We start from the raw sequence: 22,112 nt of genomic DNA, 5'->3' as shown, positions 1-22,112 counted from the left end.
CTAAAATGCTATGACGTTGATATGTCAAAATGGCGAACAACAGATGGAAGATGGATGACGTGTTGATGTCAAAATCGTGACATCGAATTAGAGGGAAATGAGACCGTGAGAAGAAAAAGCCCAGCGATGAGGTCGCTGGGCTCGATTTAGTTAGCTTAGAATGTTGCGTTCACGGACAGTTTGAAGCGGCGTTCATTTCCGAAATGAACATCGTTGATCACGCCTGTCGAGCTACCTGATTTAGTGATATATTCGCCACCACCACCTGTGCCAGCAACATACTCTTTATCAAAGAGGTTTTCGATATTGAATCGGAAATCCCATACGACATAATCGCTCTTAATTTTATGAGATGCTCCAGCATCAAAGCGCACGTAACCATCCAGTTTTACGGTGTTAGCATTATCAGCCCAGCGCTCACCTTGATAGAACATACCAAGATTAAATGCCGTTGTATCAGTCATCGCATAGCGAGTCCATGCAGAGCCACTCCACTCTGGAACGTTAGCTGGACGCTTATCTTGGTACTTATCATGTTTGTCGAAATTTGCATCTAAGTACATACCGGTTGCCATCACAAACCATTTATCGGCGATTTGACCTTGTGCACCAGCTTCCACACCTTTATGACGCTGAGTACCATTTTGCGTGGTGATACCGTTTTCTGTGATACTGATATTTTCCTTCTCAATGTCAAATAGGGCTCCAGTAAGCAGTAGGCGATTATCCATTAGCTCCCACTTTGTACCTAACTCGTATTGACGACTTTTCTCAGGTTCGCGTTCTGTCACTGAGTTGTCATCGTTAACCACGTTTGAGACTGGATTGAAGCTCTCCGAGTAGTTAGCATAAATGCTGCCGTTGTAGCTTGGATGGAAGATTAAGCCAGCTTTTGGTGAAAATGATTGGCTGTCATTAGCACCACTGATGATTTCGCCTTTTGAGTTTTTTCCATCGGCAAAGTACATATCATATCGACCGCCTACAAGTGCTTGCCATTGGTCATTGAAGGTGATGAGGTCTTGAGCATAAAAACCGTAGAAATGGTTGTTGCTCTCATAGGTAGACGTGGCATTGTTGTAGTCTAGACCCGGGTTTGTAGGGTTCTCACCAGGTTGCACACTAATTGAGCTGCCTTTCACTCTCTGCTGAGCATAGTCATAGAACTGGCCGTTAGTACCAAGCAAGACTTGGTGATCCACATTGAGAGCAGTGAAGTTACCGTGAAGATCTGCGTGGAAAGCTTGAGTTTTCCAATGATCATGACGATCAAATGGGCTCATGGTGTAACTGCCATCAACGAGCGTATTAGAGTCTGGTGTCGGCATCGAATCATAGCGATGACGCTTCATGTCTTGTAAGTTGTAGCTTAGTTTGGCTTCCCATTGTGTATTGATATACAGGTTAAGATCAGCACCAAAGTTTTCTACATCGTTGTTGATGAATGACCAGTGAGCGTCTCTGATGGTTTCTTTATCGCCAATTCGATTACCATTTAGATCCAACCAAGAGCCTGAGTCGATCGGTGCATTATCTTGAGTCTTTTCGTAGTTGAAGGAGAGTAGGCCCCAGTCGTAAAGATCGGCTTCAATGACGCCATAACCTAGAAAACGATCGCGTTCTCGGTTATCACCCGTTGCATACTTTCTACTTTCAACACTGTCTTGTTTTACTAAGACAGTACGGCCACGAAGTGTCCCTGATTCATTCAATTTACCGGATGCATCAACGTGATAGCGCGTGCTACCTAGATCGTCAAAATCTGCACCTACGTTGACTTTTGGCGTCGCAGTCGGCTTTTTTGACACCATATTAATCATGCCGCCTGGTGCTGAGTTACCGTATAAAAGGCTGGATGGACCCTTTATAACTTCAATGCGATCTAAGGTTTCAATTGGCAGCATGTAGTGAGTGAATAGCGAGTGACCATTGCGCAAGTAACCATTGGTTGATGACAACTCAAATCCACGTAAGTAGAACGTTTCTCTATTCCATTTCTGTGAGCCTGCGCTGACACTAGCATCGTTTTGCAACGCTTCACCTAATGTGGTTGCCAGTTGTTCATCCAAAACAATCTCAGGAATCACGTTTACAGATTGAGGGGTTTCTAACATAGAGGCATCGGTGCGCATAGCACCTGAAGCACTGTCAACTTTATAGTCATCAAAGCTTTGCGCATGTACGACGAGTGTTTCATCCACACTCGATTTGTTTTGTTCGGCAAATGCTGGAGAGGTGTTAAGTGCGAGTACCACGGCACTGCAAAGTGTGGTCACTTGAAATTTCATTCTGGGCTTTCCTTGCTCGTAAAAATCGAGACAAATTGAATAATTTATTATTGGTATATGACATCATATTAGTAGCGAGGTGAATGCTAATGCTATTTATTATCATTAGCAATATTGCTAAGTGTAACAATCTGTATCTTTTGAAATTTAAGCTGATGGATTGCATCAAACAGGTAAATAAGGTGTAATTAATTTGTTGATAAACAAAAGGATAACGTCAGTGGAATGGGGACAACAAAAACAATATGAATGCTATCGTTACCTTAAAACAGGCATGAAACTCAGTCTTTCTGTTACCGGTGAGGAATCGCTCAAAGGGCTACCTGCATCTTTAATCGGCTTTAAATTTGATAACTATCTGGTTGTGGATGCGCAAGAACTAGAACAAGAGACGATTTGTGCCTTGAGAGAAAAAAAAGTGATTGTCAGAGGGTTGACGGATACGGGATACGGACATGTGGTGGCTTTTACTTGTCAGTGTATTGCCGATTCTAATGTACCTAGTAAACAGGTTTATCTTTCACCTCCTAATAACTTTGTGACTAAGCCCATTCGAGAGCATTCGCGTTATAAGCTTGCAATTCCTTGCTCTCTTTCGCTGGGTAAAGCGCAAACCGAAGCAACGATGGTGGATTTCTCGTTGTCTGGTTGTGGTATTTTTATCGCTTCAGAACATGACTTTTGCAAAGGGCTAGAGGTAAAAATAGATTGTGAATTGAATCGATTTTTACCTGCAGGAATTACCTTCGAAATTGCGAGTATTAAAAAGCATGGCTTAGGTTCGTTAATCGGAATTCAATTCAACCAGCAGGTGTTAATGTCAAATAACCTAAAAATGACACTTGCCGAATGGTCTCTTCAAGCCAGTCATTAGGGCGAGTAGGCACTTACTTTTCACCTTAGTCGCGAACAAGGCTTTCTCTTCGCTTATTTCAAGGTGTAAACTGTGCTATATAAAGAGCAGATTTTTTCGATGGAACGTGCCAGTTTATGCGTATCTTTACCCTAGTGTTGTTAGTTGTTTTTTCTTGGTTGCAATATACTCTCTGGTTTGGAAAAAACGGTATCGTCGACTTCAATCAAGTTGAATCAGAAATCCAAGTGCAACAGCAAGTGAATCAAAACCTACAGACACGTAATAATGAGATGTTTGCGGAAATTGATGACCTTCGACAAGGGCTTGATGCCATTGAAGAAAGAGCACGACATGAACTAGGAATGATTCAAGACGGAGAGACGTTCTATCGCATCATAGGTGAGGACAACCAATGATACCTGAACACCATCCTATCATTGCTATTGTGCCAGCTGCTGGCGTGGGCAGTCGTATGCAAGCTGACGTCCCAAAGCAATACCTTAAGATTAATGACAAAACTATTTTAGAGCACACGGTTGATAAGTTGCTGTCACACCCAAGTGTCGAAAGCGTCATTGTCGCTGTTAGTGAGAGTGACCCTTATTATTCTGGACTGTCATTTTTATCGGAAAAGCCAGTAGTGCGTGTTGCTGGTGGCAATGAACGTGCCGACTCGGTACTCGCTGCCATCGACTACGTTAAACAGCGTATCCCTAATGCGTGGTGTTTGGTTCATGATGCCGCTCGCCCTTGTATCACCTTGGCAGACATCAGTAAGCTGATTTATGAAGTGTCCGTGCACCCGGTTGGCGGAATTTTAGCTTCGCCCGTGAAAGACACCATGAAGCGAGCCGATGACGTCAATGGTATTGACCATACTGTAGAGCGAGTGGGTCTGTGGCATGCGTTGACGCCACAAATGTTCAAAGTAGAGCTACTTCATAGTGCACTTACTAATGCACTAGAGGAAGGGGTTTCAATTACCGATGAAGCGTCTGCTGTTGAGTGGACCGGGCTTTCTCCATTGCTGGTTGAAGGGCGTGGAGACAACATCAAAATTACTAGGCCAGAAGATTTAGCTCTGGCTGAATTTTATTTAATGAAAGAGGAAGTACAACAATGAGAATAGGCCATGGCTTTGACGTTCATAAGTTTGGTGGCGAAGGTCCTGTAATCATTGGCGGTGTGGCCATTCCTTACGAGCAAGGATTGATCGCACACTCTGATGGTGATGTTGCACTTCACGCTTTATGTGATGCCTTACTTGGGGCTATCGCCGCAGGAGATATTGGTCGTCACTTCCCAGATACTGATGCCGAGTGGGAAGGAGCGGATAGTCGCGCTCTACTTCGTGATGTGTACAGTAAAGTGAAAGCGAAAGGCTACGAACTGGTTAATGCGGATATCACCATCATGGCGCAAGCTCCTAAAATGGCTCCTCACATTGACAGCATGTGCCAAGTCATTGCACAAGACTTAGATACCGATATTGGTAACGTTAATGTGAAGGCAACGACAACTGAAAGATTAGGCTTTACAGGACGTAAAGAAGGAATTGCCACTGAAGCAGTGGTATTGATTAGCAAAATTACGTCTTAATAGGCAGCGATGATGACTGATGTTTTACAACACTTAGCCTACCTATACGGTAAGCCAACCACGACAGCCAAATTTAAAGCGACCAATGAAGATTTTGTAGTTCGCGAAGTACTTGGCTTCGAGTTCACAGGAGAAGGCGAGCATTTGATGTTACGCGTTCGCAAAAATGGTGAGAATACCAGCTTTGTTGCCAACGAACTGGCAAGGTTTTGCGGGGTCAAGTCCAAAGATATAGGTTGGGCAGGTCTTAAAGACAGACATGCTGTGACAGAGCAGTGGTTGAGTGTGCATCTGCCGAAAAAGAATGTCCCTGACTTTTCCGACTTTCATAAGCAATATCCTAGTATTGAGATAGTAGCAACTAACTGGCATAACAAGAAGTTAAGACCAGGTGATTTAGCGGGGAACGAGTTTGATATTCGTCTTACGGACGTTTCTGATATAACGGAATTGAGCGCGAGATTACAGCAAGTCGAAGCGAGTGGTGTTCCTAACTATTTTGGTCAGCAACGATTTGGTAGAGATGGCGGCAATGTCACCGAAGCAAGACGTTGGGGACGTGAAAATGTACGAACTCGTAACCAAAATAAGCGCAGCCTATACTTGTCGGCAGCTCGCTCTTGGATTTTTAATGAGATTGTCTCTAAGCGCATCGAAGCTCAGAGTTTCGAGAGTGCAATCGCGGGTGATATTCTGGACGATAATGGCGTGATTACCGCTGCACTGGCTGGTGATAACGCACTGCCGACAGAGCAAGATGCTTTAACACTTGAGCAAAGTGCGGTAGATCAAGAGCCTGACCTCATGTTGTTGATTCGTGGTAATCGTATGCGACACGATCGCCGAGCTATCTTACTGAAGCCTGAATCATTAAAAAGTCAGCTAGAAGATGATGCCGTGACGCTTTCTTTCTTTTTAGACTCAGGTAGCTTTGCAACATCAATCTTACGAGAGCTGGCTCAAATAGAAGAAGTGGAACGACAATTCTAAACACATGGATATGAGTAAAAAACTTAGCATTTTAATCAGCAATGATGATGGGGTGCATGCCGAAGGCATTAGAGCACTGGCGAAAGAACTTAGTGATATTGCGCAAGTAACCATTGTTGCACCAGATCGCAACCGATCTGGTGCCTCCAACTCATTGACGCTAGAACAGCCTCTGCGCGTTAATCAAATTGAGCCGGGTGTGTACTCTGTGCAAGGCACACCGACGGACTGTGTGCATTTTGCACTCAATGAGTTGATGAAAGATGACCTGCCTGATCTCGTGCTATCTGGTATTAATCATGGCGCAAACCTTGGTGACGATGTTCTGTATTCCGGAACGGTTGCCGCAGCTATGGAAGGGCACTTTCTTGGAGTTCAATCCATTGCATTTAGCTTGGTAGGCAAACAGAACTTTACCGCTGCGGCGATTATCGCTCGTCAGTTTGTGGAGCGACATCTTAAGCAAAGAGTCCCAACTAATCGCTTGTTGAATATCAATATTCCAGATTTTCCATTAGCGCAATTGGGTCAGGTTGAGGTGACTCGATTAGGCGCGCGCCATCATGCTGAGAGTATGATTAGACAGAAGGACCCACGTGGTCACGATATCTATTGGCTAGGTCCTCCGGGGAAAGAGCAAGATGCGGGTATAGGAACGGACTTCTATGCAATAGAGCATGGCCATATTTCCATCACTCCACTTCAGGTGGATTTGACCGCGCATGAATCAATTGGTGCAATGGAACGTTGGATAGCAGGGAGAGATTAAGGTAATGAATCCGCAAGCGGAACGACTCGTTGAGTTTATCAAAGGGCATGGCATTACCAATGGTGCAGTATTGGAGGCGATTCAATCTGTACCGAGAGAACAGTTCGTGTCTCAAGCGATGATACATCAAGCGTATGATAACAATGCGTTGCCTATTGGCGCTGGCCAAACAATATCTCAACCTTATATTGTCGCCAAAATGACCGAGCTTTTAGAGCTATCAAGAGAAACTAAAGTACTCGAGATAGGAACGGGTTCTGGCTACCAAACTGCAGTTTTAGCTCAAATAGTTGAGCACGTCTTCTCGGTAGAAAGAATCAAATCTCTTCAATGGGATGCTAAACGTCGCCTAAAGAGACTCGATATTTACAATGTCTCGACTAAACATGGTGATGGTTGGCAAGGGTGGAAAGCAAAAGGTCCTTTTGATGCGATTATTGTGACAGCGGCAGCGGCGACAGTCCCTGACGCGTTATTGTCTCAGCTCACAGAAGGTGGGCGACTTGTAATTCCTGTTGGTGATGATGAACAACAACTATTAAAAATTACTCGAAAAGGTGATAGTTTTAATAGCGAAGTTATTGAATTAGTAAGGTTTGTTCCTTTGATTGCAGGTGAATTAGCGTAAATGCAAAGCCGTTTGAAGGCCGTGGGTTCCGTAATTATGTTGTCCAGTGCACTTGTTGGGTGTGCTGGGCGTTCGCCTGCACCTGTCTCAGATTTGGGAGGCAGGTACGATAATGTCTCTCGAGGGAGCTATCGCGGTAGTTATTACGAAGTGCAAAAGGGTGACACCCTCTATTTCATCGCCTACAAAACGGATAAAGATGTTAAGGAACTGATTCGACTTAATAATCTTCGTTCTCCTTACACCATTCATCCTGGTCAGCGCCTCAATTTGTGGCGACCTGTTTATACTCCTCCTGCGTACGCTGGCTCTGGTGCTGGGGAAGTGGCTGCGGCTTCTACTGCAACAGCTGCCGCGGGTTCTACCACCGCTAAAGCTAAGTCTTCAAACTCGCAATCCTCCAAAGCGAAGACGGGTAGTTCATCAACGCAAAATAGTCAAAAAACAGCCACTAAGAAGGTTGATCAATCAAAAACAAAGGAGTATGGTGACTCTAAAGGTAAACAAAATGTTAATAACACAAAACCCAATACGGCAAAACAGAGTACTGCTCAAACTAAGCCGAAGCCACCACCTAGCTCTAGCGGCAAAGTAACGAGCTGGCAATGGCCAACCAAGGGACGTGTAATAAAGAACTTTTCTGCAGGGGACCAAGGAAATAAAGGTATCGACATTGCAGGCCAAAGAGGCCAAGCAATTGTTGCCACTGCAAAAGGAACCGTAGTTTATTCGGGTAATGCACTCAGAGGTTATGGAAATTTGGTTATTGTTAAGCATAACGATAGCTACCTCAGTGCCTACGCACATAACGATCGGTTATTGGTATCAGAAGGGCAAAGTGTAAAAGCCGGACAAAAAATCGCAACAATGGGAAGCTCCGGAACCAACAGTGTAAGACTGCACTTTGAAATTCGTTACCAAGGTAAATCGGTAAATCCTAAGCGTTACTTACCGTAATTACCGTATACGTATTTACAATACGAAAGCTACTTGCAATTTGATTGACGTTATCAGAGAAGGTTAGCGACATAGTTTGTAGTCATGTTTTGCTAACTCGCCAGGGGGAGGCGCTATGAGTATCAGCAATGCAGTAACCAAAAATGAAAACTTCGACGTTGAAACGGAATCAACGGGGGTTGTCGAAAACGCACTTACCAACGATGAATCCATTTCTGACGATAAAGATATGTATGACGCATCGGCGAAAAGCCTGGATGCGACTCAGCTTTACTTAGGTGAAATTGGATTCTCTCCATTACTTACCGCGGAAGAAGAAGTCCTGTATGCACGGCGTGCCCTAAAGGGTGATGAAGCTGCTCGCAAACGTATGATCGAAAGTAACCTACGTCTGGTGGTGAAGATCTCTCGACGTTACAGCAATCGTGGACTTGCGCTGCTTGATCTTATTGAGGAAGGAAACCTTGGTTTGATTCGAGCCGTCGAAAAGTTTGACCCTGAACGAGGCTTCCGTTTTTCTACTTACGCCACATGGTGGATTCGACAAACGATTGAACGTGCGTTAATGAACCAGACTCGCACCATTCGTCTTCCGATTCATGTAGTGAAAGAACTCAATATCTATTTGCGTACTGCTCGTGAGTTATCACAGAAGCTAGACCATGAGCCTACAGCAGAAGAGATTGCACAGAAACTTGATAAGCCAGTCAGTGATGTATCCAAGATGCTACGTCTAAATGAACGTATTAGCTCAGTAGATACACCGATTGGCGGTGATGGTGAAAAAGCACTCCTAGATATTATTCCTGACTCAACGCATTCAGATCCTGAAGTCTCGACTCAAGATGATGATATCAAGTCTTCGCTGATTCACTGGCTTGACGAGCTAAACCCTAAGCAGAAAGAAGTACTAGCTCGACGTTTCGGTCTGCTCGGTTATGAGCCATCGACGCTAGAAGAAGTAGGACGTGAGATTAATCTGACCCGTGAACGCGTGAGACAGATTCAAGTTGAAGGCCTACGTCGACTTCGCGATATCCTGATCAAACAAGGGTTGAATATGGAGTCACTGTTCAATTTCGATGACGATTAAACTTTTCGTCTCATAAACAAAAAAATACCGCCAAATTAGGCGGTATTTTTGTCTGTGCGTAATGCTGAACTGTCTTATGCCCAGCCGTTTGGACTCTTCTTACGACGAGGAATGATGTGTGGAAGAATCAAGCCAAACAACAGACCTGCTCCAGCAACACCACCGCCATACATAAAGTAGCGCAGCAGTAGGTCTTCTTTCTGTGTATCCAGTTTTGCGCGTAGCTCACGGATTTCAGTTTGTGACGAGGTTAGCTGTGAGCTGATATCTGAGTAGTTTTGCTCAAGTTCAGCAATTTGCTTGTTACGTGCCTCTAGAGAGCTCACTAGACCATCTTTTTCGCTGTTTGCTGTTTGACGAGCGTTAGCCAGCAGTGATTTCGCTTCAGTCAGTTCTTTCTCAAGGCGCGGAAGACGCACTGCCATGCTCTCTTGAGTGGTCACATACTTAGTTTCAACCCAGCCTTTACGGCCACGGCTATCTTGAACTTGAGAGTAACCATTCTCTCTGTTAGTGGAGAGTAGTCGAACTTTGTCACCAGCATTGATGCTGCCAATGATTCGATATTGGCTGCTAGGGCCAGAATGCATGTAAGTAAATAGCTTGTCAGCAATATAACGATCCTGCGCCAATGCAGCAGGGGCTGCCAGTAATGACACCATGATCATGCAGATCAGTTTTTTCACAGTAAGTCCCTTAAGTGTTTCAATGGGGGAATGAACAAGAAAGTATCGTTCGCTTTGGTCGCGGGGACGTACTCTCAATTTGTAAATTTTTAAGAATGGGCAAATAGTATGAAGTTTCTTAACGGGGTGCAACAAAGAAGGGAGGCAAAGCCTCCCTTTATTTGAATTTGAGTCAAATATGACGTGAGCTTCACATCTCTCTGACTTTATTGCACATCGTGCTTATGCACCAAAGATGGCTTGCATTGCGTAGAAGAATACGACCGCTAGTAGTGCACCGGCTGGTAACGTCACAATCCAAGACGCTACGATGTTACGAACAACACCTAAGTTTAGTGCAGCAATACCGCGAGCAAAACCAACACCTAGAACCGCACCTACAAGTGTTTGTGTGGTCGAAATAGGAAGACCTGTACCTGAAGCTAAAACAACTGTACAAGCTGTTGCTAGCTGTGCAGCAAAGCCACGGCTTGGTGTTAGTTCGGTAATACCGGTACCAACAGTCGCCATTACTTTGTGGCCCATTGTTGCAAGACCTACAACGATACCGATACCACCTAGAGGAAGAATCCACCAAGCGATAGAGCTTTTCGCTGTAATTTCACCCATATGTTCTACGGTAGATACTACCGCAGACAGTGGACCAATTGCGTTAGCTACGTCGTTTGAACCGTGAGCAAATGCCATTGCACAAGCTGTGATAACCATTAGAACACTGAAGATACCTTCAACGCCGCTAAAGCCATGATCTTCCTCACGGTTAGCAAATTTACGCTGGATATAGATGTAACCACCGATCATAACGAGTGCTGAAACACCTGCAGCCCAGAACCACGCTTCCATACCTTCTAGGTGCAGACCTACGTGTTTAAGACCTTTTTTAATCGTTACCAGGGCGATAACCATGGTAGTAATGAACATGTAAACAGGCACAAAGCGCTTTGCGTTAAACAGTGGTTTTTCAGTATCAAATATCAGTCGTTGTGCACTGATAAATATTACGTAAGCAAAAAAGCCAGAAATAACAGGGGTAATAACCCAGCTACCTACGATGCCTTTAACTGATCCCCAGTCTACCGCTTCAGTACCGACTGACACACATGCGAAACCAATGATGGCACCGATGATTGAGTGTGTCGTTGATACTGGCCAGCCCATGTAAGAAGCTAGAAGCAGCCATGTACCAGCGGCAAGTAGAGAGGACATCATACCGTAGACAAGAATGTCAGGTTGATGGGCGAACAGTGACGTTTCAATAACACCTTTACGAATCGTGTCAGTCACTTCACCGCCGGCAAGGTATGCGCCAGCAAATTCAAAGATCATCGCGATGATGATCGCTTGCTTAACTGTTAGAGCTTTAGAGCCAACAGAAGTACCCATTGCATTGGCAACATCATTTGCACCAATACCGATTGCCATAAGGAAACCGAATACTGCTGCAACAATAATTAGGATAGTGCCGTAGTTTGCAAGAATATCCATTGTAATACCTAGTTTTGTTTCATAACAAGCGGAGCAATTCTTTAGGCGCAGGGCAAACTCTTAAGCATTGTCTGTGCTCAACGCCTAATTCATCCTTGCTCTTTGTTACTTAGTTAACGTTCGATTAAGACCTAGACAGCATCACTTCAAGACGAGCGCCTACACGCTGTGCTTGATCTGCAATACCGCCGACCCATTCAAAAATCTTGTAGAGGAACATGACATCAATTGGATTCATGTCGTGCTCAATCGTCATCAATTGCTGACGAAGTTGGATCTGCATTGCATCAGTGTCATCTTCGATGATGTCTAGCTGATGAATCATTTCTGCTACAAGCGTAACTTCGCGGCCTTTAAAGCCAGTCTCTAACAGTTCATCAAGCTCGTTAATTACTTTTTGAGCTTGGTTAGCTGCATCAAGACAACGCTTCACATATGCGATGAAGTTTTCTTGCAGTGGAGCTGGAATGACGAGCTGTCGACCGTATACACGCCCGGCAATGTCTTTTGATAGGTTCGCTAACTTATCTTGCTGTGTAAGTAGCTCAAGCATGTCGCTACGATCCACAGGCATGAATAAACCGCGTGGTAGTTTTAGGCGTATTTCACGCTTAAGTACGTCCGCCTCTTTCTCTAGGTGAGAAATCTGCGCACGGATCTCTGCTGCTTTCTCCCAATCGCCTTGAGCACTAGTCTCAAAGAAGTTGATAAGATGAGAACAACATTCTGTTACGCACACTACGTGGCGCTGCAAAGGCTTAATAGGGGACTTTGCAAATAACCCCATAATTGTATTTACTGGCATGGTCATTCAACCTAATTAATATAACCTGAAATAAACATACACCAATTCATGGTGAAATGTTGAGCGATGGCTATAAAGGCGCGCATGGTAACCCATTAAAAGTCTGATTTAAACTGTTTTAGATCATCATTTGGGTGATATTTGTCACTTGCTGAACGCATCGATTGCTCATATCCTGTTGTGAGTGTCCCCGAAAGGTAAAACTATGGAAACCGAGATAGAACTGAAGTTTTTTGTTTCTCCTGAATTTTCAGAAACTTTGCGTAACAAAATTTCTGAAACAAAAGTACTTCAGCACAGTTGTCGTGAGTTAGGAAACACTTACTTTGATACTCCTGATAATTGGTTACGCCAACATGATATTGGCTTAAGAATTCGCCGTTTTGATGATGTTTTTGTTCAAACTGTAAAAACATCTGGACGCGTGGTTGCTGGCTTGCACCAACGTCCAGAATTTAATGCAGAACACACTTCCAACTCTCCATTGCTCACTCTTCATCCAGTAGATATCTATCCTCAAGGAAAAGATATCGATGTATTGCAAGCAGAACTGACACCTATTTTTGCGACAGACTTTACGCGTGAACAGTGGTTGATTGGTATGGCTGATGGTAGCCAAGTGGAAGTGGCCTTCGATCAAGGAGTGGTCTCTTCGGGTGATAAAACTTATCCCATTTGCGAAGTGGAGCTGGAGTTAAAATCAGGTCAGACCGATGCGCTATTCACATTGGCTCGCTCATTTATTGAAAACGGTGGTATTCGTTTAGGTAACTTAAGTAAAGCGGCGAGAGGTTATCGCTTGGCAATGGATTACGAAGGTGATCCCGTCAAGACAATGGATCTAGTCGACACAGTAGAAAGCGATAATGTTGAAACCTGCTTTATCCAGTCTCTCGAACATGCTCTAGCTCACTGGCACTATCATGAGCAAATTTACGTTGAACATGAGTCCATAGAAGCGCTGCATGAAATTAGTCATGCACTAAGCTTTATTCGCCAGATTCTTACTGTTTACGGTGGTATTGTTCCTCGCCGTGCTAGTGCAATTGTACGACAGGAATTGAAGTGGTTAGAAGAGGAGCTAAGTTGGCTTAAGAGTTATGATCACTTCGAAACGTTACTTGAAGATAAAGGGCATGTTCTAAGAAAACTGGATGCAAGAAAGTATTTGGTTGCTGAGCTCAAAGAAATGGAGCAAGAGCTACCTGATCGTGAAGACATGCTGAAATTGATTCACTCGGCACGCTATGCAGGTCTATTATTAGACTTAAGTCGCTGGATTTTATCGCGAGGCTGGCAGCCGTTTCTTGATGACAAAGCTCGCGATAAGATGGCGCAAAATATTAAGCCGTTTTCCATCAAACAGCTTGCACGCACTTGGGCTGAATTGATTGAGGCTTTCCCGCCTGAGAAACTTCTCACTCGACAGGATTACATCGACCAACAATATCGTTTGATGAGGAATCTCTACACCGGTGTTGGCTTTGCTAGCCTTTATAATACGGATGAGCGCAATAGTTTCCGGCTTCCTTGGGCTGATTTACTTCAGGGAATTGACGACTTACTGATGTTGGAGCCTTTGGAGCGCTTAGTCACAAAATTAGAAGGCGAAGAACAACAGCAACTAGAACGTTGGTTGAAACGCCAGGAGAGCTCCATACTACATGCGATGGAGCAAACGCGACAAATCAGTATTGAAGCCCAGCCTTACTGGCAGGATTAGTGGCTAATTAACTGCTACAAAAAAGAGGCGTGCTGCCTCTTTTTTGTTATTTATTGGAGTCCAGTGAATCCATTTTCTTTTCGATTTTCTCTAGCTTATGTAAGATGATTTCTTGTTGGTTTAATACCTTCTGTAGCATCACTTCTTTATGTTTAGAACGCCTTTCATCCATTGAGCTTGGTGAAGAAAGCAGCGAGGTAATCAAACCTGATGTCATACCAAACAAACCAACACCACAGATGATAATCACTCCAGCTAGCGCTTTCCCCAAACCCGTAACAGGGTAATGATCTCCATAGCCCACTGTTGAAACGGTAACGAAAGCCCACCAAACTGCATCGCCGATATGCTGAATATTGGCTTCGGGATCATCTCCTTCCGCCCAGAGCATAAGCCCAGCGCCTGCGGTGATCAGTAAGATCAGTAGTAATAAAATAGAAGCAATGGTGGTTTCGTGCTTATTCCGCGCCAGTTGTCTTAGTAGGGCCTCACCAGAACGGATAACCAAAATAACTCTAAAGATATGAAACACTCTGGCAAAACGTAGCGGCTCAATCATAGGTACACTAGCGACAAAATCGATCCAGTGGGTTTTCATAAATTGCAGACGATCTGTGGAGCGGATCAGATCTATGAAAAGCTGCAGCAGAAATAAACTACAGATTATAAAGTCTAGGCCGATAAGGACGGTACGCTCATCGCTATTGATAGGCGCAAACAACAAGGCTGAGATCACAAATAGCGCCATAAACGACAGAAAAAGTGACAATAAACTCAGAGGCTTAGTTTCAGTTTTGGTATCATTTGCTTTCATACGAGGCTCGAAATAAATAACTTGGGCTCATGCGTGCCATTTCCTTTAGCGAAGGTAACGTACAAGTAAATGACGTTGGCATCAAAGTTAGGTAAAGACACCCTAACTATATAATAAATAATGGAGAACGGATAATGACCACACTGGCATTTAAACCTTGGGAGCGTGTAATAACGGACGTGCGCTTAGTTCCTAAGATGTTGATGTTGATGATATTTAGTACGGTTCTGTTGGTTAGCAAGCAATTATGGGATGCCAGTACATTTTATGATTCATTGCTTGCTGCGACGCAAAGTGCAGAGGTCGCGCAACAGCATTATGAAGCCTACTTGGTTCAAGTGGTTTGGCAAACAGCATTGATGATCGTGCTCTTTGTCGCGCTCTTATTATTCGCCGCTAAAACGATGTTAAAACAAACTACATATCTCAGCGATGCTATCAAACGTATGGCGGACAAAGACCTGACCGTGCCGGTCAACATGGATTGTAAAGATGAGTACGGTGACGTTGCTAGAGAGCTAGAACGCACTCGTGTTCAGCTGCAAGATATCATCAAGACTCAAGTGGTTACTTCTCAAGAACTCGCGACGCTCACTGAAGTGATGACGTTAAGCATGTCTGAGACCAAAGAGTCTTCTCAAGAAGAGTTTAACGAAATCGATCAGCTTGCCACGGCAATGAGTGAAATGACTTCAACGGTTCAGACTGTTGCAGATCACGCTCAGAATGCTTCTCAGCTAACAGAACAAGCTTCAGGACAGGCATCGACAGGACAACGTTTTGTTCAAGGCACTGTGACTAAAATGAGTGAGTTGTCGGATGATATCGCAGCTTCTGCGCAAGCGGTAAACCAAGTTGAAGAACGTGTTGAATCAATCGGCAGTGTTGTGGGCACCATTCAAGGTATTTCAGAACAGACTAACCTTCTAGCACTCAATGCAGCTATTGAAGCTGCACGTGCAGGAGAGGCAGGCCGAGGCTTTGCTGTTGTTGCGGATGAAGTGCGTAATCTAGCTCAACGCACACAGCAGGCGACGGTAGAAATCCAAGATATGATTTCTCAACTACAATCTAGTGCCAATTCAGCAGTTGAATTGATGGAAAAGAGCGTAGTTGAAGCGGCCGACGGTGTAGAACTTGTCACCAATGCCGGTGTAGAACTTGATGGCATTGTGAATCAAGTCAATCAGATTAATGATATGAACTTCCAAATTGCCACTGCAGCGGGTCAGCAAAGCAGTGTTGCCGAAGAGATGAATCAAAACCTGACTAATGTAAGAGAGCTGGTCGAAGCGTCGGTTGTGGTTGTTACTGAGCTGCTGGAAACGTCGGAAATGATGCAGAATAACGCAACAGAACTCGATGGTAAGATTCAATCGTTTAGAGTTTAATTCGCAATAATAGAAAAGGGGTCACTGATTACAGTGACCCCTTTTTTGTATCCAACGAATGTGTGCTCTGTAGCAACAAAAACTACAGTGCTAGCTTTCTTCTGCTGATTCTGTTTCCGCTTGTTGCTGTTGTAACTCTAAGACTTGGTTGTCAATTAGACGCGCTTTTCCTAAGAAAGCCGACATCAAAATAACCGCGTGCGTTGAATCACTGCTAATCGGTTGCAAGCTATGTGCGTCGCGAATGAAAATTTCGTCTGGCTGAAGACCTGCTGCACGCAATTGATCACTTGCGTCTTCAACAATGGAAGCGTAATCATCACGACCACCGCGAATTGCACTGTTAATCCAACGCATGGTTTTTGCTAACACAGGTGCACGCTGGCGTTCATCCATTGTCAGATAACCATTACGTGAGCTCATTGCCAAGCCATCCATTTCACGCACTGTTGGGACACCGATAATGTCAATATTCATGGCAAGATCGCTCACCATTTGACGGATAAGCGCCAGTTGCTGGTAATCTTTTTCACCAAAGCAAGCTACGTCTGGCTGAACGATATTGAACAGCTTAGTGACGATAGTTGATACGCCTCTAAAGTGCCCTGGACGTGAAGCACCTTCAAGCATGTGAGAAATGCCTGGAACCTCAACAAAGCTCTGTTTATCCAAGCCTTGTGGGTACATAACTTCTGGTGTTGGCGTGAACAATAAGTCGACACCTTCAGCCGTCAACTTCGCCATATCTTCGTCAAGCGTGCGTGGATAGTTGTTTAAGTCATCCGCACGATCAAATTGCATCGGATTAACAAAAATGCTCGCGACGACGACATCAGCATGTTCGCGTGCTTTGCGCATTAAAGTAAGATGGCCTTCGTGCAAATTACCCATAGTAGGAACAAAGGCAATTCGACGCTGTTCACGCTTAAGTAGTGCAATTTGCTCTCTAAGTTCAGCAATATCAGCTAAAGTTTGCATGATTCCCCCTAGGCAATCGTATGAGCGTCATCAGGGAAAGTGCCGCTTTCCACATCAGCGATGTACTTCGCGACAGCACTGCGCATATCACCAGTTTCTGCGAGGAAGTTTTTCGAGAACTTAGGCATGTAGTTCGCCGAAATTCCAAACATGTCATGCATCACTAAGATTTGGCCATCAGTAGTGTTACCTGCACCGATACCAATAACAGGAACGTCGAGCGCTTCTGTGATACGTTTTGCGAGCTCTTGAGGAACGCATTCCAATAAAACAATTTGAGCGCCAGCTTCTTGAAGAGCCAGTGCGTCACGTACCATTTTATCTGCATTCTTCTGATCGCGACCTTGAACTTTATAACCACCAAAAATATTGACGCTTTGCGGCGTTAAACCTAGGTGAGCACAAACTGGAACAGCACGTTCAGTCAGCATTCTTACGGTATCAACGAGCCAATCACTGCCTTCAATCTTAACCATGTTAGCGCCAGCACGCATCAGCTTTGCCGCATTCTCACAAGCTTGCTCTGGAGTGGCATAGCTCATGAAAGGCATGTCGGCCATAAGAAGACAGTTAGGGCTGCCTGCACGTACACTACGAGTATGATAAACAACGTCTTCTACTGTTACAGGAAGTGTGTCGTTGCGGCCTTGAAGCACCATACCTAGTGAATCACCCACTAGTAGAACTGGCATTTCTTGGCTTTCAAATAAACCTGCAAAGCTCGCATCATACGCGGTTGACGTTGCAAATTTACGACCTTCTTGTTTCCATTTAACAAGATCGTTGATGGTGATTTTTTTCATTTTTAATCCTTACTTAGGGGTTGGCTACGATTGCCAAACTCTGAGCCCATTACGTGACACATTGTCCACCAGTGTTTTGAGCTCAGTCCCGTCAGGGAGTTGTAAATTTGGTGCGATTTCCAAAAGCGGATAGAGAACAAACTCTCTCTCTTTCATCCCATAATGAGGAACGGTTAGGCGCTCGGAATCGATCACCTCATTGCCATAAAGAATAATATCGAGATCAAGAGTTCTTGGGCCCCATCTCTCATCTTTACGGACACGCCCTTGTTCCAGTTCGATCGCTTGTGTGCAATCGAGGAGCTCAAGTGGCGTTAATTCGGTAGAAAGTTGCGCGACAGCATTAATGTAATCAGGCTGATTTTGTGGTCCCATTGGTGTGCTGCTATAAAGCGAGGAGCAAATCGTGAGCTTACTCTTTGGTAAGTGCTTAAGTGCTTCAATCGCTTCGTTAGCTTGAGCTACGGGATCTGACAGGTTGCTGCCAATCGCTATAAAACAAGTAATCATTACTCAGCGCTCTTAGATTTCTTCGGTGTTCTTCTGCGACGAGAACCAGAACGAGAGCTTGAACCACCAAGGTCATTGACCATGGCTTGACGCATATTACGCCCCGCTGATTGGAACGTTGCCCACCATTTTGCCAAAGCAGCCACTTCACCGCCTTCAATTTCGCCACGCATTTCGAGGAAATCAAAGCCCGCTCGGAACTTGTTAAGCTCCATCAATCGGTAAGCTCGCTTGCCTGAACGACGAGGCAGTCGCAATTGCAGTTGCCATATCTCGCGAATCGTTGCAGTATGACGGCGCGGGATTGCTGTCGATTTAACTTGTTCATCGAGAATGTTATTGCTAGCTTCCATGATGGCATCGTACTCAGACATGCCTTTCGACATTAATCCGAGTGGCGTATTCCATCATTGGGTACCAAAGCATGGCGGCAAACATAAACGCTGGGTTTACGCGTTTACCTTCTTCGATGCGCTCATCGGTAGCGTCCAACACCAAGTCTAAGACTTGCTCAGTGCGAGAAGAATACTCTTCAGTAAAGTGCGGCGCTATGATTGGGAACAATTGTTGGAATAAATTGTATTCCCTCAATAGGTGATAGGTTTCTAGTCCATACCCAGACTGTAATAGCTTTAATGATTCTTCATATAAGCGAGCAGATGGGATATCACGCAATAATGGTGCAAGTTCTTCAATCGGCGCTGCTGTATCTTCTTCAATGTCAAAATCTAATTTGGCAGCAAAGCGTATAGCGCGCAGCATACGCACAGGATCTTCGCGGTAGCGAACTTCAGGCTCACCGATAAGACGAATTAAACGATCTTCTAGATCTTCCATTCCACCTGCATAGTCGTGAATGGAGTAGTCGCCGATGTTGTAATACATCGCATTGATTGAGAAATCACGACGCTCTGCATCTTCATCAATAGAACCATAGACATTGTCGCGCAGTAGCATGCCTTCTTTGCTCTGTTGAGAAACGTTTTTCTCTTGTTCTTGATGGTGTCCACGGAAGGTAGCGACTTCAATAATATCGCGACCGAACATAATGTGTGCAAGACGAAAACGTCGACCAATGAGACGACAATTCCTAAATAGTTTTTTGATCTGCTCTGGCGTTGCGTTAGTGGCTATATCAAAATCTTTAGGTTGTTCTCCAAGCAGCAGATCGCGCACGCCGCCGCCAACGAGATATGCGTCATATCCTGCACCATTAAGGCGATATAAGACTTTTAACGCATTTTCGCTGATCTGCTTGCGCGAGATGTTGTGTTCGTCTCGGCTATAAGTCTGCAATGAAAGCTCGTGATAGACTGGTTGAACTTTTTGAGAATTTTCTTTTTTATTCATAATATTAACGCAATTTAGGTTCGCGAAATGACGCAGTTTTGGCGTACATTCCGTGCCTGACGCATGAAATTTGCCGCTTATGATAGCTTAGAGAGCCTCATTTGAGAATGGCGGTTTGATTTTGAGCTCATTTGGTAGTTGTAAAAGCTGCCAGTTTTCCACGCCCCACTGGATGATAGTCTCTATGTTTTCTGTTTCAATATGGCTATCAATGTTGAAACCAAGAAAACGCATTGCATTGAGTAATGTGGGTCTTGGATTATCTAAATCAATAGCGGTGGCATGATTTTGTTTGGATAACTTGTTGCCATTATCATCAATTGCCAGCGGAAGATGCAGGTAGCTCACTGGTTCCACGTCTAATGTCTTATATAAGCTGATTTGACGACCTGTCGGTTCAATAAGATCAGCACCGCGAACGACTTCGGTGATGTTCTGATAAATATCATCGAGCACCACCGCAAGGTTGTAGGCAAACAACCCGTCACGACGCTTAATAATGAAGTCTTCTTCAGCTAGCGCTTTAGGGATATCCAGTTGGCCATATCGTTGGTCGATAAAGGATTCAACCGGGTGGTGCATTTTGAGGCGGACCGCGCACTGATTGCTTGAACTCAGTGCTTTATCTCGACACGTACCTTGATAGTAGCCACCCAGTGCTTTTATTTGCTTTCTGGTGCACTCACACAAATAAGCTTGCCCTTGATGAAGCCAATGGTCGATTTGAGCCTGATAAGCGTCCAACCGAGAACTTTGATAAAGAACATCACCATCCCAGTGCAATTGATAGGCTTCCAGTGTTTTTAAGATAAGCGAGGCTGCTCCAGCCACTTCACGAGGAGGATCAATGTCTTCTATTCGAACTAACCACTGGCCTGAATGGCTTTTGGCTTGGAAATAACTTCCCAAAGCGGCAATTAAGGAACCAAAATGGAGTGGACCTGAGGGAGAGGGGGCAAATCGACCTATGTACATAGTATTTGTTTCGTATGAAGTAGTGGATCAAAAAAGGGAGCGCTTGCTCCCTTTTCTTATCGCTTATTAGCCTTGCATTTGTCTTTCTTTGATTTCTGCAAGAGTCTTACAGTCGATACATAAATCGGCAGTAGGACGAGCTTCTAAACGACGGATACCGATTTCGATACCACAAGATTCACAGAAGCCAAACTCATCTTCTTCAATCTTGTTTAGTGTCTTCTCAATCTTTTTGATTAAGCGACGTTCGCGGTCACGATTGCGAAGCTCAAGACTGAACTCTTCTTCTTGTGAAGCGCGGTCAACGGGATCAGGAAAGTTAGCTGCTTCGTCTTGCATGTGGTGCACAGTTCGATCAACTTCTTCCCTAAGTTGGTTGCGCCAAGCGCTCAAAATTTTTGTAAAGTGATCCATTTGAGCTTGTGACATGTATTCTTCACCAGCTTTCTCTTGATATGGTTCAACACCTGCAATGGCTAGGATGCCTAGCGCTTTTTTCTTAGTTTCTGGCATGCAGCATCTCCTACTTACACCTAGTCAACTGTGCGTACAGTTAATTTTAAGGCGGGTATCTATAGCAAAAAGAAATGCTGGTGGCAAATGAAGTTTGTTAAAGTTCTTATCAATGTGAAGTGAAATCACTTTTAGCTGAAATCGACCTTCGATAAGAGCGTAATTTCATTATCAAAAAACGCTGCCTTGTAACAAATTACCTCTACCCCTGCTTCCTCTGCTTGCTTGAGTAATTGTGAATATTTCGCATCTAGTATGGTGTGCCGCTGACACTTTTTCAATCCCTGAATGCAAAACAGCGAAAAATAATACAGCTCGATGTCCGGTTTGAACCATTTCTGTGAGCTCTCGCAAATGCTTTTGTCCTCTTGTGGTTTGTGCATCTGGAAAGTAGCCCTGACCGGTGGTGCTTGCATCATCAAGCAGTGTGACACTTTTTACTTCAATGTAGCAATCTGCGCGATCACTATCTTGTAATAAAATGTCGATTCTGCTGTTTTCTTGACCATACTTCACCTCGGTTCTCAACGATTGATAACCATTAAGCTCCTCAACAATGCCATTTTCTATTGCTTCAACAACTAAAGTATTAGCCCTAACTGTATTAACGCAAATTTTATGACCTGAGACGGTTTCCGTTAGCTCCCAACTATTAGGATATTTTCGCTTTGCATTGTCAGAGGTGGAGTACCAAACGGTAGAGTCTGGGTCGGCGCAACCAGTCATTGCCCCGGTGTTTGCGCAGTGGATAGTGAGCTGTTCTTTGTTGCTTAAATGGATATCAGCAAGAAAGCGTTTGTATCGTTTTATTAGCTTTCCTTGCTTTAAAGGAGGATCAAAGTGCATTTCGAGGCCATTTTTTATTAGAATGAGTGGCCACATTACAACATAAGGTCAAA

The 22,112-nt window shown here is 44.3% G+C and carries 21 protein-coding genes and 2 pseudogenes; 11 read left to right on the top strand and 12 right to left on the bottom strand.

The window, feature by feature from the left end; all coding sequences use genetic code 11:
* Window positions 1-155: 155 nt before the first annotated feature.
* On the bottom strand, window positions 156-2,288 hold the full coding sequence (locus tag VME0621_RS20460; protein WP_038224048.1) for a TonB-dependent siderophore receptor: 2,133 nt from the start codon (window positions 2,286-2,288) through the stop codon (window positions 156-158).
* 220 nt (window positions 2,289-2,508) lie between these two features.
* Here VME0621_RS20460 and VME0621_RS20455 point away from each other — a divergent pair, with 220 nt between their 5' ends.
* The 9 genes from VME0621_RS20455 (at window position 2,509) to rpoS (ending at window position 9,180) form a co-directional block, all read left to right on the top strand.
* Window positions 2,509-3,162 carry a PilZ domain-containing protein gene (locus VME0621_RS20455; RefSeq protein ID WP_062459916.1) on the top strand — a complete coding sequence of 218 codons (654 nt, stop codon included), beginning with the start codon at window positions 2,509-2,511 and terminating at the stop codon, window positions 3,160-3,162.
* Between the two features lie 116 nt (window positions 3,163-3,278).
* Window positions 3,279-3,560 (top strand): cell division protein FtsB, encoded by a 282-nt coding sequence (gene ftsB, locus VME0621_RS20450; protein WP_006072631.1) that lies wholly within the window; start codon window positions 3,279-3,281, stop codon window positions 3,558-3,560.
* Window positions 3,557-4,267, top strand: coding sequence for a 2-C-methyl-D-erythritol 4-phosphate cytidylyltransferase (gene ispD / locus VME0621_RS20445; RefSeq protein WP_062459914.1), 711 nt, complete (start codon window positions 3,557-3,559; stop codon window positions 4,265-4,267). Before ftsB ends, ispD begins: the two co-directional genes overlap by 4 nt.
* On the top strand, window positions 4,264-4,743 hold the full coding sequence (gene ispF, locus VME0621_RS20440) for a 2-C-methyl-D-erythritol 2,4-cyclodiphosphate synthase (RefSeq protein ID WP_006072635.1): 480 nt from the start codon (window positions 4,264-4,266) through the stop codon (window positions 4,741-4,743). Before ispD ends, ispF begins: the two co-directional genes overlap by 4 nt.
* Before the next feature lie 12 nt (window positions 4,744-4,755).
* On the top strand, window positions 4,756-5,733 hold the full coding sequence (gene truD, locus VME0621_RS20435) for a tRNA pseudouridine(13) synthase TruD (RefSeq protein WP_062459912.1): 978 nt from the start codon (window positions 4,756-4,758) through the stop codon (window positions 5,731-5,733).
* Window positions 5,734-5,737: 4 nt separating this feature from the next.
* On the top strand, window positions 5,738-6,502 hold the full coding sequence (gene surE / locus VME0621_RS20430; protein ID WP_062459910.1) for a 5'/3'-nucleotidase SurE: 765 nt from the start codon (window positions 5,738-5,740) through the stop codon (window positions 6,500-6,502).
* Between the two features lie 4 nt (window positions 6,503-6,506).
* Entirely contained in the window at window positions 6,507-7,130 is a 624-nt protein-coding gene (locus VME0621_RS20425) for a protein-L-isoaspartate(D-aspartate) O-methyltransferase (RefSeq protein ID WP_038224039.1), read from the top strand.
* On the top strand, window positions 7,131-8,087 hold the full coding sequence (nlpD, locus tag VME0621_RS20420; RefSeq protein WP_038224037.1) for a murein hydrolase activator NlpD: 957 nt from the start codon (window positions 7,131-7,133) through the stop codon (window positions 8,085-8,087).
* Window positions 8,088-8,202: 115 nt separating this feature from the next.
* Window positions 8,203-9,180 carry an RNA polymerase sigma factor RpoS gene (rpoS, locus tag VME0621_RS20415; protein WP_062459908.1) on the top strand — a complete coding sequence of 326 codons (978 nt, stop codon included), beginning with the start codon at window positions 8,203-8,205 and terminating at the stop codon, window positions 9,178-9,180.
* Window positions 9,181-9,254: 74 nt separating this feature from the next.
* On the opposite strand, the gene VME0621_RS20410 is transcribed toward rpoS, so the two are convergent.
* The 3 genes from VME0621_RS20410 to VME0621_RS20400 all read right to left on the bottom strand — a co-directional run bounded on the left by VME0621_RS20410 (window position 9,255) and on the right by VME0621_RS20400 (window position 12,156).
* Window positions 9,255-9,866 (bottom strand): TIGR04211 family SH3 domain-containing protein, encoded by a 612-nt coding sequence (locus VME0621_RS20410; RefSeq protein ID WP_062459906.1) that lies wholly within the window; start codon window positions 9,864-9,866, stop codon window positions 9,255-9,257.
* Between the two features lie 222 nt (window positions 9,867-10,088).
* Window positions 10,089-11,351, bottom strand: coding sequence for an inorganic phosphate transporter (locus VME0621_RS20405; RefSeq protein ID WP_062459904.1), 1,263 nt, complete (start codon window positions 11,349-11,351; stop codon window positions 10,089-10,091).
* 124 nt (window positions 11,352-11,475) lie between these two features.
* Window positions 11,476-12,156, bottom strand: coding sequence for a TIGR00153 family protein (locus VME0621_RS20400; protein WP_038222611.1), 681 nt, complete (start codon window positions 12,154-12,156; stop codon window positions 11,476-11,478).
* Between the two features lie 205 nt (window positions 12,157-12,361).
* Here VME0621_RS20400 and VME0621_RS20395 point away from each other — a divergent pair, with 205 nt between their 5' ends.
* Window positions 12,362-13,879: a CYTH and CHAD domain-containing protein gene (locus tag VME0621_RS20395; protein ID WP_038224031.1), complete on the top strand. Its 1,518-nt coding sequence runs from the start codon at window positions 12,362-12,364 to the stop codon at window positions 13,877-13,879.
* Between the two features lie 46 nt (window positions 13,880-13,925).
* On the opposite strand, the gene VME0621_RS20390 is transcribed toward VME0621_RS20395, so the two are convergent.
* Window positions 13,926-14,693 carry a potassium channel family protein gene (locus VME0621_RS20390; protein WP_038224029.1) on the bottom strand — a complete coding sequence of 256 codons (768 nt, stop codon included), beginning with the start codon at window positions 14,691-14,693 and terminating at the stop codon, window positions 13,926-13,928.
* A gap of 134 nt (window positions 14,694-14,827) precedes the next feature.
* Here VME0621_RS20390 and VME0621_RS20385 point away from each other — a divergent pair, with 134 nt between their 5' ends.
* On the top strand, window positions 14,828-16,084 hold the full coding sequence (locus VME0621_RS20385; protein ID WP_006072656.1) for a methyl-accepting chemotaxis protein: 1,257 nt from the start codon (window positions 14,828-14,830) through the stop codon (window positions 16,082-16,084).
* A gap of 90 nt (window positions 16,085-16,174) precedes the next feature.
* Here the strand turns inward: VME0621_RS20385 and panC are convergent, their stop codons facing one another.
* The 7 genes and pseudogenes from panC to sfsA form a co-directional block, all read right to left on the bottom strand.
* Window positions 16,175-17,062: a pantoate--beta-alanine ligase gene (gene panC / locus VME0621_RS20380; protein ID WP_062459901.1), complete on the bottom strand. Its 888-nt coding sequence runs from the start codon at window positions 17,060-17,062 to the stop codon at window positions 16,175-16,177.
* Window positions 17,063-17,070: 8 nt separating this feature from the next.
* Window positions 17,071-17,865, bottom strand: a complete 795-nt coding sequence (panB, locus tag VME0621_RS20375) for a 3-methyl-2-oxobutanoate hydroxymethyltransferase (RefSeq protein WP_062459899.1) — start codon at window positions 17,863-17,865, stop codon at window positions 17,071-17,073.
* A 24-nt stretch (window positions 17,866-17,889) separates the two neighbouring features.
* Window positions 17,890-18,375 carry a 2-amino-4-hydroxy-6-hydroxymethyldihydropteridine diphosphokinase gene (folK, locus tag VME0621_RS20370; RefSeq protein ID WP_062459897.1) on the bottom strand — a complete coding sequence of 162 codons (486 nt, stop codon included), beginning with the start codon at window positions 18,373-18,375 and terminating at the stop codon, window positions 17,890-17,892.
* Window positions 18,375-19,725, bottom strand: a pseudogene (gene pcnB, locus VME0621_RS20365) (polynucleotide adenylyltransferase PcnB). The gene folK and the pseudogene pcnB overlap by 1 nt, the downstream one beginning before the upstream one ends.
* An 87-nt stretch (window positions 19,726-19,812) precedes the next feature.
* Entirely contained in the window at window positions 19,813-20,700 is an 888-nt protein-coding gene (gluQRS, locus tag VME0621_RS20360; protein ID WP_062459895.1) for a tRNA glutamyl-Q(34) synthetase GluQRS, read from the bottom strand.
* Between the two features lie 66 nt (window positions 20,701-20,766).
* Window positions 20,767-21,213, bottom strand: a complete 447-nt coding sequence (gene dksA, locus VME0621_RS20355; RefSeq protein ID WP_006072667.1) for an RNA polymerase-binding protein DksA — start codon at window positions 21,211-21,213, stop codon at window positions 20,767-20,769.
* A 131-nt stretch (window positions 21,214-21,344) separates the two neighbouring features.
* A pseudogene (gene sfsA / locus VME0621_RS20350) lies at window positions 21,345-22,059 on the bottom strand (DNA/RNA nuclease SfsA).
* Window positions 22,060-22,112: the final 53 nt, after the last annotated feature.

This window comes from Vibrio mediterranei (genome assembly GCF_900088415.1).
Lineage (GTDB): Bacteria > Pseudomonadota > Gammaproteobacteria > Enterobacterales > Vibrionaceae > Vibrio > Vibrio mediterranei.
Note: the sequence above shows the minus strand (reverse complement) of the source record. Positions and strands in the feature narration are given on the sequence as shown.

Excerpts from the sequence above, each read along its gene's own strand:
- ispF (WP_006072635.1), top strand. The coding sequence starts at position 4,264 with ATGAGAATAGGCCATGGCTTTGACGTTCATAAGTTTGGTGGCGAAGGT.
- rpoS (WP_062459908.1), top strand. The coding sequence starts at position 8,203 with ATGAGTATCAGCAATGCAGTAACCAAAAATGAAAACTTCGACGTTGAA.
- surE (WP_062459910.1), top strand. The coding sequence starts at position 5,738 with ATGGATATGAGTAAAAAACTTAGCATTTTAATCAGCAATGATGATGGG.
- panC (WP_062459901.1), bottom strand. The coding sequence starts at position 17,062 with ATGCAAACTTTAGCTGATATTGCTGAACTTAGAGAGCAAATTGCACTA.
- nlpD (WP_038224037.1), top strand. The coding sequence starts at position 7,131 with ATGCAAAGCCGTTTGAAGGCCGTGGGTTCCGTAATTATGTTGTCCAGT.
- panB (WP_062459899.1), bottom strand. The coding sequence starts at position 17,865 with ATGAAAAAAATCACCATCAACGATCTTGTTAAATGGAAACAAGAAGGT.
- VME0621_RS20460 (WP_038224048.1), bottom strand. The coding sequence starts at position 2,288 with ATGAAATTTCAAGTGACCACACTTTGCAGTGCCGTGGTACTCGCACTT.
- dksA (WP_006072667.1), bottom strand. The coding sequence starts at position 21,213 with ATGCCAGAAACTAAGAAAAAAGCGCTAGGCATCCTAGCCATTGCAGGT.
- truD (WP_062459912.1), top strand. The coding sequence starts at position 4,756 with ATGACTGATGTTTTACAACACTTAGCCTACCTATACGGTAAGCCAACC.
- ftsB (WP_006072631.1), top strand. The coding sequence starts at position 3,279 with ATGCGTATCTTTACCCTAGTGTTGTTAGTTGTTTTTTCTTGGTTGCAA.
- gluQRS (WP_062459895.1), bottom strand. The coding sequence starts at position 20,700 with ATGTACATAGGTCGATTTGCCCCCTCTCCCTCAGGTCCACTCCATTTT.
- VME0621_RS20425 (WP_038224039.1), top strand. The coding sequence starts at position 6,507 with ATGAATCCGCAAGCGGAACGACTCGTTGAGTTTATCAAAGGGCATGGC.
- VME0621_RS20395 (WP_038224031.1), top strand. The coding sequence starts at position 12,362 with ATGGAAACCGAGATAGAACTGAAGTTTTTTGTTTCTCCTGAATTTTCA.
- ispD (WP_062459914.1), top strand. The coding sequence starts at position 3,557 with ATGATACCTGAACACCATCCTATCATTGCTATTGTGCCAGCTGCTGGC.
- folK (WP_062459897.1), bottom strand. The coding sequence starts at position 18,375 with ATGATTACTTGTTTTATAGCGATTGGCAGCAACCTGTCAGATCCCGTA.
- VME0621_RS20390 (WP_038224029.1), bottom strand. The coding sequence starts at position 14,693 with ATGAAAGCAAATGATACCAAAACTGAAACTAAGCCTCTGAGTTTATTG.
- VME0621_RS20400 (WP_038222611.1), bottom strand. The coding sequence starts at position 12,156 with ATGCCAGTAAATACAATTATGGGGTTATTTGCAAAGTCCCCTATTAAG.
- VME0621_RS20405 (WP_062459904.1), bottom strand. The coding sequence starts at position 11,351 with ATGGATATTCTTGCAAACTACGGCACTATCCTAATTATTGTTGCAGCA.
- VME0621_RS20385 (WP_006072656.1), top strand. The coding sequence starts at position 14,828 with ATGACCACACTGGCATTTAAACCTTGGGAGCGTGTAATAACGGACGTG.